Annotated in this window: 9 protein-coding genes; 8 read left to right on the forward strand and 1 reads right to left on the reverse strand. The window is 51.4% G+C overall.

The genetic code is table 11. The annotated features are described in order from the left end of the window. The 7 genes from ACX93W_RS17775 to ACX93W_RS17805 all read left to right on the forward strand — a co-directional run bounded on the left by ACX93W_RS17775 (position 1) and on the right by ACX93W_RS17805 (position 8,402). A complete protein-coding gene (locus ACX93W_RS17775) occupies positions 1–381 on the forward strand; it encodes an ATPase (RefSeq protein ID WP_459393710.1) in 381 nt (126 codons plus the stop codon). A 137-nt stretch (positions 382–518) separates the two neighbouring features. Continuing rightward, a complete protein-coding gene (gatC, locus tag ACX93W_RS17780; protein WP_459393711.1) occupies positions 519–806 on the forward strand; it encodes an Asp-tRNA(Asn)/Glu-tRNA(Gln) amidotransferase subunit GatC in 288 nt (95 codons plus the stop codon). A gap of 32 nt (positions 807–838) precedes the next feature. Next, positions 839–2,296 (forward strand): Asp-tRNA(Asn)/Glu-tRNA(Gln) amidotransferase subunit GatA, encoded by a 1,458-nt coding sequence (gene gatA / locus ACX93W_RS17785; RefSeq protein ID WP_459393712.1) that lies wholly within the window; start codon positions 839–841, stop codon positions 2,294–2,296. 93 nt (positions 2,297–2,389) lie between these two features. Further along, positions 2,390–3,829, forward strand: coding sequence for an Asp-tRNA(Asn)/Glu-tRNA(Gln) amidotransferase subunit GatB (gene gatB / locus ACX93W_RS17790; protein ID WP_459393713.1), 1,440 nt, complete (start codon positions 2,390–2,392; stop codon positions 3,827–3,829). 73 nt (positions 3,830–3,902) lie between these two features. Then, on the forward strand, positions 3,903–6,041 hold the full coding sequence (locus tag ACX93W_RS17795) for a DUF4097 family beta strand repeat-containing protein (RefSeq protein ID WP_459393714.1): 2,139 nt from the start codon (positions 3,903–3,905) through the stop codon (positions 6,039–6,041). 79 nt (positions 6,042–6,120) lie between these two features. Beyond that, entirely contained in the window at positions 6,121–6,552 is a 432-nt protein-coding gene (locus ACX93W_RS17800; protein WP_459393715.1) for a Fur family transcriptional regulator, read from the forward strand. A 116-nt stretch (positions 6,553–6,668) separates the two neighbouring features. Next, complete coding sequence (locus tag ACX93W_RS17805; protein WP_459393716.1) at positions 6,669–8,402, forward strand: glycosyl hydrolase family 18 protein; 1,734 nt, start codon at positions 6,669–6,671, stop codon at positions 8,400–8,402. A 152-nt stretch (positions 8,403–8,554) separates the two neighbouring features. Here ACX93W_RS17805 and ACX93W_RS17810 read toward each other — a convergent pair whose 3' ends face one another. Beyond that, positions 8,555–8,914: a YgzB family protein gene (locus tag ACX93W_RS17810; RefSeq protein WP_459393725.1), complete on the reverse strand. Its 360-nt coding sequence runs from the start codon at positions 8,912–8,914 to the stop codon at positions 8,555–8,557. A 164-nt stretch (positions 8,915–9,078) separates the two neighbouring features. Here ACX93W_RS17810 and ACX93W_RS17815 point away from each other — a divergent pair, with 164 nt between their 5' ends. After that, positions 9,079–9,957, forward strand: coding sequence for a nucleotidyltransferase-like protein (locus ACX93W_RS17815; RefSeq protein ID WP_459393717.1), 879 nt, complete (start codon positions 9,079–9,081; stop codon positions 9,955–9,957). Positions 9,958–10,391: the final 434 nt, after the last annotated feature.

Consider the following 10,391-nt stretch of genomic DNA (forward strand, 5'->3'; position numbering starts at 1 on the left):
ATGCTGCAATTGGGTGCCAAGGTTGTTATCTTGTCAGATCAATATGAACAAAATCTCCCTATAGGGGAGTATGGCTATATCATTGCGTATGACCGCAATGCCGATAATGTTTTTGATTATGTCGTACGCGTTCCCAAAAGCAACCGCAACTTTCTGGTTCCGGGCGTAGATGTGGAATTGGAAGAGATGCTGCTGCAAGTGGAAGCGGAGCGGATCGGGAAGGAAGCGCTCATCGACTATGCGTTGGCGACTCACAACGAAGAGTTGTTTCATCGCGTCATGAGAGGCGAAGAGGTTGAACCCGAACCGGAGAATGCAGCCAAGGAACCGATGAGCCGTGAAGACTTTATCCGCCAGGTCAATTTGAAGGCGTGGATATAGCTAGAAGGTAGAATAGAGGCCGTCCGCTGAGGTTCAGCGGTGCGGCCTTTCGTTTTTGCGGGTAAGCCGACATTGCTGGAAGTTGCGGATGTAGGCTATAATAGTAAGAATGACTTTTACCATAAGGAGAGTTACGGATGAGCATAAGTATCAAGGATGTTCAGCATGTGGCCAATCTCGCCCGTCTGGAGCTGAGCGATGGCGAGCAGCAGCAGTTTATGGAACAGCTTAACGCTATTTTGAAATATGCGGAAAAGCTGAATGAGCTGAATACCGACGATGTACAGCCGACCAGCCATGTGCTGCCGATTGTTAACGTCATGCGGGATGATGTGAAGAAGGAATCGCTGCCTCTGGAGAAGGTGCTGCTTAACGCGCCGGACGAGGAAGACGGACAAATTAGAGTGCCTGCGGTGCTTGAGTGAATACGGAGCGTTGATGAAGGGAGGAAAAGCTGTTGGCACTGTTTGATTTAAGCCTTCAGGAAGTACATAACAAATTGGCGGGCAAAGAGGTGTCCGTTCAGGAGCTGGCGAAGGAATCCTACAAGGTGATTGCGGAAACCGACGACGCCATTAAAGCTTTTATTACATTGAATGAGGACGGCGCGCTGAAGCATGCGGCGGAACTGGACAAGGGGCTCCGGCAAGGCGGGGAGCGCGGACTGCTTTTTGGCTTGCCTGCGGGCATCAAGGACAACATCGTAACCGAAGGGTTGACTACGACTTGCGCCAGCCAATTCTTAAGCAACTACAATCCGATCTACAGCGCGACGGTTGCCCGCAAGCTGGAGCAAGCCGGAGCGGTAACAATCGGCAAGCTGAACATGGATGAATTCGCTATGGGCGGCTCCAATGAAAATTCCAGCTACTATCCGACCAGAAACCCGTGGAATACGGATTATGTGCCCGGCGGCTCAAGCGGCGGCTCTGCGGCTTCCGTAGCGGCGGGACAAGTCTATTTTGCTCTGGGCTCCGATACGGGCGGTTCCATTCGCCAACCGGCGGCTTATTGCGGCATCGTAGGCTTGAAGCCAACGTACGGCCTCGTATCCCGTTTTGGCCTGGTTGCATTTGCTTCTTCGCTCGACCAGATCGGTCCTCTGACCAAAAACGTCGAAGACTCCGCTTATGTGCTGCAAGCCATTGCGGGCTACGACGCCAGCGACTCCACATCGGCAAACGTGGAAATCCCGGATTATACATCTGCCCTAACGGGAGACGTGAAGGGCCTGCGGATCGGCGTGCCGAAGGAATACCTGGGAGCGGGCATCGATCCTCGCGTGAAGGAAGCCGTCTTAGAGGCGCTTGCCGTATACGAATCTCTTGGCGCTACCTGGGAGGAAATATCCCTCCCGCATACGGAATATGCGATTGCGGCTTATTACCTGCTGGCTTCGTCGGAGGCTTCCTCCAATCTGGCCCGCTTTGATGGCGTGCGCTACGGCGTTCGCGCCGACAATCCGGACAATCTGATCGACCTGTACCGCAAATCCCGCAGCCAGGGCTTTGGCCCCGAGGTGAAGCGCCGGATTATGCTTGGAACTTACGCGCTCAGCTCCGGCTACTACGATGCCTACTATTTGAAGGCCCAGAAAGTCCGCACGTTGATCAAAGGCGACTTTGACCAAGCGTTCCAAAAATATGATCTGATCATTGGTCCAACGGCTCCAACCCCGGCTTTCCGCATCGGCGAGCAGGTCGGAGATCCGCTGACAATGTATTTGAACGATATATGCACCATTCCCGTCAGCCTGGCGGGCGTGCCTGCCATCAGCGTGCCATGCGGCATGGCGGACGGTCTGCCGATCGGACTGCAAATCATCGGCAAGGCGTTCGACGAAACGACGGTGCTCCGCGCCGCCCACGCATTCGAGGCCAACACCGCTCACCACAAGCTGCGTCCGCAGCTGTAAGGAATAGCGAGATATAAACTACCGCTAAACGCGGTCGCTCATCTTCGAGAAGCCTCGATCAGAGGTTTTCTCAACAGGAAGGGATGTATAGACATGACAGTAGCTCAAAAATATGAAACGGTCATCGGGCTGGAAGTCCATGTCGAGCTGCACACAAACAGCAAAATTTTCTGCGGCTGCTCGACAGCGTTTGGCGCTCCGCCGAATACGCATACTTGTCCCGTCTGCCTGGGACATCCCGGCGTTTTGCCGGTCTTGAACCGCCAAGCGGTAGAATATGCCATGAAAGCGGCAATGGCGCTGAACTGCACTGTCGCGGATGTCAGCAAATTCGACCGGAAAAACTATTTTTACCCGGATTCTCCGAAAGCTTATCAAATTTCGCAATACGATCAGCCTATCGGCGAAAACGGCTGGATCGATATTGAAGTGAACGGGGAAACCAAACGCATCGGCATTACGCGCCTCCATCTGGAGGAAGATGCGGGCAAGCTGACCCACGTGGATGGCGGATTCGCCTCTCTTGTCGACTTCAACCGAGTTGGCACGCCGCTGGTTGAAATTGTATCGGAGCCGGATCTCCGCACGCCGGAGGAAGCAAAGGCTTATCTGGAGAAGCTTCGCGCGATTATGCTCTATTGCGATGTTTCCGATGTCAAAATGGAAGAAGGCAGCCTTCGTTGCGATGCCAACATCAGCCTTCGTCCATACGGACAAGAGAAGTTCGGCATACGCGCCGAGCTGAAAAACATGAACTCCTTCCGCAGCGTTCAGCGCGGCCTGGAATACGAGCAAGTGCGCCAAGCCGAGATTCTGGACGACGGCGGCGAGGTTGTGCAGGAAACGCGCCGCTACGACGATACCGTAGGCAAATCGTTTTCGATGCGGGGCAAGGAAGAAGCACATGATTACCGCTATTTCCCGGACCCTGACCTTGTGCGCCTGAACATTAGCCAGGAGTGGAAGGAAGCCGTGCGCGCAACCATTCCGGAGCTGCCGGATGACCGCAAGAAGCGTTATGTGGAAAGCTTTGGCTTGTCCTCCTATGACGCGGAGGTTATTACAGCCTCCAAAAAGCTGGCCGACTTATTCCAGGAAAGCTTGTCTTACACCAAGGACGCCAAAGCTGCCGCTAACTGGGTGATGGGCGATCTACTGGCCTATTTGAACGCCGGCGGACTGGAGCTTGATGATATCAAGCTTACCGGCCAAGGTCTTGGCGAAATGATCGGTTTGCTGGAGAACGGCACAATCAGCGGGAAGATTGCCAAAACCGTCTTTAAGGCGATGATGGAAACCGGCAAGCTGCCTGGCGTCATCGTTGAGGAGCAAGGACTCGTGCAGATCAGCGACGAAGGCGCATTGCTTGGCATCGTCGACGATGTCATCGGCCGCAATCCGCAATCGGTTGAAGACTTCCGCGCCGGCAAGGATAAAGCCATCGGCTTCCTTGTTGGACAAATTATGAAAGAAACAAAAGGCAAAGCGAATCCGGCGCTTGTAAACAAGCTGCTTATGGAACGCTTGAAATAAGTTGACCAAGAACCTTTGGTTCCCGCCGCTTAAGGGGGGACTGGAGGTTCTTTCGCACATTAGGAGGCTGCCCATGACAAAACTCGGCGTTCAAGGCTGGAAGCGTTCCTTGCTGACTGCGGTGCTTGCTTTTTTGGTGCCGGGCCTCGGACATTTGTTTAACGGTTTGTATGCCAGAGGTTTTTTGCTGATGGCAGGCCTTCTGCTGGATTATGTGGCCATCTTCCGTCTTGCGGACGAAGACGGAGGCAGGCATCTGCTGCTGATCGTTTATCTATGTCTGCTGCTGCCCGTCTTTTATTTCATTAGCGTCTATGACTCGCTTCAGCGAAAAGAAAATGAAAAGAAGGAGCCGGAAGCGTTGAGGCCGGTTCATGGTTTATTGCTGGCAACAACGGGCGTAGTCATGATGGCGCTCCTAAAACCGCCTTCTCTGCTTCAGCCGTGGCTGAACGAGCTTGCGGAGTTTGCCGTAGGGCCGCTGCTATTGCTGCTGGCTTGCTTTTTGGCGCTGAGGGCAAAGAGACGGGAAGGAGATGGCATCGTGTACAAGCTGGGGCGGGTTACCGCAGCTGTTCTTATTTTGACCGTTGGTTTTTTGCTGCTGTGGGATTTGTTGCGAGATCGCAACGACATTGCGCTACTGAAGGACTGGTGGCCGCTGCTGTTTGTGCTGTTGGGCATTGAGATGGCGCTGTGCAGCTTTGCCTTCAGACAACGATTCAACCGCCGAAGGCTGGATGCCAAAGGAATTTCTGCTGCTCTGGTTGTGGCGGTCACTGCTTTTTCGGTCACTCAATATGCCGATTTTCCCGTACGCTGGCTTGACCAGTTTAATGTTGATCTAAGCGGCGTGATGAGCTACAGCGACGAGCAGGGCTTTCAGTATGAGCGAAATGTCATTAAGGTTCCGCTTGATCCCGATGTGTCATCGATCTCCGTGCAAAATCCAAATGGCGATGTCAAGGTCCGAACATCCTTCAAAGCCACTGAAATCGAAATCTACTCCACAATCTGGGTTGATACTGAACAGCAGGAAGAAGCCGACACGATCGCCTCCAGGTCTTCGGTTAGCATTACCCCGGGCAAGGAGGTTGTGGTGGAAGGAAAGGGTCAGGCTTACGGAACAAGCGGCAACCGATTGCCGCGAATCAATCTGGAAATCGTGCTTCCCGTCATCAAAGCAGCCGAGGATTCCGAGTCGGATCTCTTCCCAGGGTCGGGCAAAGAGCCGGAATTGGCGCCCGGCGACGTAATGCGGGAGGGGGAGCTGCCGGAGCAGGAGTTGGAGCAGGAGCAATCGGCCGGTTCCCAATCCGAGGCATCTGAAGGAATGGACGGCGATTCAGCAGTGATTGGCGATCCAACTGCAATTGGCGGTCCAGACAGCGCGGGGGATGTTCCTTCAACAGATACGGGGTCTCAAATTGCCTCCGTGGCAGATCCGGAAACCGCTGAATCTGCTGAATCTGCTGAAGTACCGGGAACGAGTAATGAAACGCCGACGGTAGGCGAAGAGGGAGAAGCGCTGCCTGATCCCCTCGAAGGCAGTGTAGAGGGAGATGAACCGCTGCCGACTGAAGCCGCAAGGATGGTTCCGAAAGTTTCGCTGGCCATTGATATCAGCAATGGCGGAGCTGACATTGCGGGACTGGAGATGCTTGGCGGCACCCGCATTTCGACAGGAAGCGGGATGGTATCCGTTGCGGATATGACCGGACCGGTTTCGGTTAAAGTCAGCGATGGCGGAATTCAGGCTTCCGGCATTGACGGAGAAACCATGCTTGAAATTAAAAACGGCGTGATCGAAGGCCAAGACATTAAGGGCGGCGCATTGTACGCCGCAACAACAAACGGCAATGTGCTGCTTAGCACAATAAGAAGCGATCTTGTTGCCGAAACCAAAAACGGCGCTATTGAAATACGCAATGCCGAAGCGGGCATTAAGGCCGACACCCTAAATGGCAGCATCACGATCGACAGCGGGTTCGTAGGCGGCAATTGGGACCTGGACAGCTCCGTGGGCGAAATCAGCCTAACTCTCCCGGGCACCGGAGATTATAGTCTCTATGGTTCGGTAACCTTTGGCAAAATCAGCACGGAGCTGCCCTTTGAGCAAATTAGAAAGACGGTCAGAGGAACCATTGGGGACGGGACTTTCCGCATTCATATCAACGCCACCAACAGTATTTCTATACGGGAACGGCAGTAGCGGAAAGACGGCGCTTCATTGACAAAATCTTTGCAAAGAACGTACAATAACTTTAATCACAATGAAAGGCGTGAGGGGAATGGCACCAAGCGTTCATTTGGCAATGGAACAACTGAAGATGAATGGCGTCCGGATGACCCCGCAGCGTCACGCAATTCTTGGCTATTTGATGGGAACCAAAAGTCATCCTACTGCCGACGAAATATACAAGGCGCTGTCGCCAGCTTATCCAAGCATGAGCGTAGCAACGATCTACAACAATTTGAGATTGTTTGTGGATGCGGGCCTTGTGCGGGAACTGACGTATGGGGACGACTCCAGCCGCTTTGATGCAGACTTATCCGATCATTATCATGCAATCTGCAAGCAATGCGGTCAAATCGTCGATTTCGGATATCCGCCCCTGCTGGAAGTGGAGAAGGTCGCGTCCAAGGAAACGGGATTTGCCGTACACGGGCATCGAATGGAAATTTACGGCTTGTGTAAAAAGTGCAACACTTCAGACCATTAATTCGTATGATATGAATAGGCCATGCCAAAACGTGCCGGAAGCGATGTAAGCCACTTCTTGCACGTTTTTGTTTGGAGTTTGGGATGGCTCCATGAATATAAAAGGAGCGTGAGTCATTGGAAACGACAATTAACCGGGCGCCACGAAGGAAGCGGCGACGCGGTTTGGGCTTTTTATTTTTCCTGTTTATGCTGTCGGCTATCGCTGTTGTGGGATGGTACGGCTATATGAATTACATTCCCAGCAATGAAAAACAGAACCCTTCTTATGCTTTTGCCAATCCGATATTGATGGATGGGAAGCAGTCCGAATACGGAGCGGTTATCGAAAATGAAGGGGTCAAGCTTCCTCTGCCGCTGCTGGAGAGCCTGTTTGGAGAAGAAAATCCGATTCATTATGAAGAGGAGACCGGCACACTTGTTCTCACCAGCTCCAGCAAGGTGCTCCGCTTCAAAACAGAGGCGCTGACGGGACTGATGAATCAAGCGCCTTTCCAACTGAGCATTACTGCCGAGGTGTCGGACGGCGTTGTATATATTCCTGCAGGCCTTCTTGAAGAAATGTTTGGTTTGCAGACTGTCTATCATGCGGATACCGGCATTGTCTCTTTGTCAAAAGAAGGCGACATTATCACGCTGGGAACGGCTCTACCGTCAAAAGGCGCTTCTCTTCGCACGGCTCCATCCATTCGGGAGCCCTATATGTTCAAGATTCCTGCAGGCGAAAGCGTGAAAATTTGGGAGGAACAGGACGGTTGGTATCTGGCCCAAAATAACGCCGGGCATGTCGGTTATATCCGCAAGCAGGAGATCAAAATTTCCGGAACCGAGCAAGTGCCGGGGCTGACGGAAGAAAAACCGTTTGTCGCCTGGAAGGTCATGGGCCAAAAAATCAACATGACATGGGAAGCTGTCTACGAGCGTCGTATCGATCCCTCCGCTATCGGCGACATGCCGGGTGTAAATGTTGTTAGCCCTACCTGGTTTGAACTGGTCGACGGGAAGGGAACGATTAAAGGCAAAGCCGATCCCGCCTATGTCAAATGGGCGCATGACCGCGGCTACCAGGTATGGGCGCTGTTCAGCAACGGCTTTGAGCCGGATCAAACGACGGAAGCTTTGGCAACGGTTGAGTCGCGATTCAATATGATCCATCAGCTGCTTGCTTTTGCAGAGCTCTATCAATTGCAGGGCATAAATATCGATTTCGAAAATGTCTATACGAAAGACAAGGAAAATCTGGTTCAGTTTGTCCGTGAGCTCACGCCGCTGCTGCATGAGCAGGGACTCGTCGTTTCGATCGACGTAACGCCGAAGTCGAACAGCGAGATGTGGTCGGTATTCCTGGACCGCAAAGCATTGGGCAGCGTTGTGGATTATATGATGGTAATGGCTTACGACGAGCATTGGGCTGCCAGTCCCAAGTCGGGATCGGTTGCATCCTTACCGTGGACGGAGCAATCCATTAAGCGGATTTTGGAAGAAGACGGAGTGCCGGCGGACAAGCTGGTGCTGAGCATGCCGCTTTATACGCGAATTTGGACGGAGAAAAAGGATGAAAGCGGAGCAGTAAAGGTTTCCTCCAAAGCGCTGGGCATGGAACGAGTCAAAACCATCATAGCCGAAAAAAATCTGACGCCGGTTCTGGATGAAGCGGCGGGCCAACATTATGTGGAATATGAAGAGGACGGCGCATTAATGCGGATTTGGATCGAGGATGACTATTCGATCAAAGCAAGAATCGATCTGGTGCGCAAATACGATTTGGCCGGTGTCGCAACCTGGCAGCGTGCATTCCAGACGCCTTCCATATGGACAACTATGGACGAAGCGTTATCGAAAAAGCCATGATACAATTTTAAACATTACTCGTCGAGTCCACGCGGCGGCAACAGGATATCATTTTGGCTCGCCAAGACATGGGGCAGAATAGAAAAAAGAACTCTTCCATAGATTCATAGGGAGAGTTCTTTTTTTGCCTATATGTGAAGTAAGTCTCTGTGTCAGGCCTTATGTTCCGAAGCATCCGGGGTTAGATCGGTTGCTTGCGCCGGATCAAGAGTCAGCATGGTGCGGCAAAACATGCAGCGATCCGTTTTACCCAGCATTTTGGTTTGGCGGCCGCATTCCGGACATTGAAGCATGGTGGCGCTGGTAGACATCATGCCCGCCCAGAAGTACACCGCTACGCTGATTAACAATGCAATCATTCCGAATACCATAAAGATGCCGGCTACGATCTTGCCGGCTTGCCCCCACAATACGATGCCCGCCGTGCCCAATATCATGATGCCCATGCCAACGAGAGTGAAAACGAGCCCCCAAAGACGGAATTCATTGATTTTTGCCGATTTGAAAAATATTTTGTTCATCGCTTCACCCCTTCCTATATCCAAAGCCTTACAAAAATAAGACTCAAAATCTATTCCAGAAAGCAGGAATGTGAGTCCAGCTTGTCGAAATTGAATGAAACTGTAGATTATTATTATAGCCTAAACATGGTCGATAAGCTATATGGAGGAACATTGTGGAACAGATTAAAGCACATTTCATTCATGCCTGCCGAGATAAATCAGGCCTGGTAGCCTTAATGCTGATAACCAATCCGTATTCTTACAATTCTTTGCTGGAAAGACTGGACTGTCTCGTACTGCTGATTACGGAAGCGGGCGACCAGCCGGATTGGACTGAGCATATGCAATTAAACGGCAAGCGTGTCCTGGTTCGGACAATCCATACGGATGAACTTCCGGAATGGATTGCAGAAGATGAAAACCGCAACAATCTTGAGTTGCTGGTACGGGGGGAGATCTTGTTGGATCGCGGCGGTTATTTGGCTGGCGTAAGGGAAAGGCTCATCGCATTTCCGGAATCCATGCGTGAGCAGAAGCGCTTTACCGAATTTCTAGGATTTCTGAGAACGTATTTGCAAGCCAAACAGGACTTGGCTGAGGGCAACGTGCTGGATTCCTTCAGTCACATTTTTACGGCCCTTCATCATTGGGCGCGCATTGTGCTGATCGAAGACGGAAGACTTCCCGAGCTTTCGCTGTGGAAGCAATTGAAGCGAGTGCATCCCGGTGTATACAAGTTATATGAAGAACTAACCGCAAGCCCGGAAACGTTGGAGCAGAGAGTTCAGCTTGTCATGCTGGCATGCGAGTTCTCCGTAATGAGCAAAATGAAGTCATGCTGCACCCTTCTTCTGGATATTATGAATAGCCGTGAAGAACCATGGAGCATTGGCGAGCTGCAAGCTCATCCTGTAATCAGCAGTTTACAGGTTGACCTGTCGCTTGTACTTCAAAAGCTTTTGAAGCGAAACTGTATAAAAGAAGTTATTATAATGAAGGAGCCTCATGACAGCGAGGCGCTGGAGCTCCGGTACCGGATAGAAGGGGTATGAAGTTATTGAATCACAGGAGGCCAAACGGCCAAATGTGATTTTTATTTTTTGAGGGGACATTTGAGGGGGCAAAATTGCATTTGGCGGGCTGTTGCAAGCCGTGTTCGGGAATCCAATATAAAGGGTTGACGGTTGTTGCAGATGTATGGTAAATTACTACTTGTCGCTTTTTGCAAATGGTTTTTAAATGAAATTCCTGAAAAAAGAATTTCAAAAAAGATTTAAAAAAACACTTGCAATGAAATAGGCGAATGTGATATATTATAAAAGTCGCCGCTGAGACATGCGGGACACACGGAACAAAACGAAATAAAAGCTTGTTCTTTGAAAACTGAACAACGAGTGAAACTGCCCTGTTTAATCTCCTTGAGAAGCAGCAATGCTTCAAGGGATCAAATGGATAAAGCAACACGTAATGAGCAAGTCAAACACTT

Source organism: Paenibacillus sp. CAU 1782, from assembly GCF_054551715.1.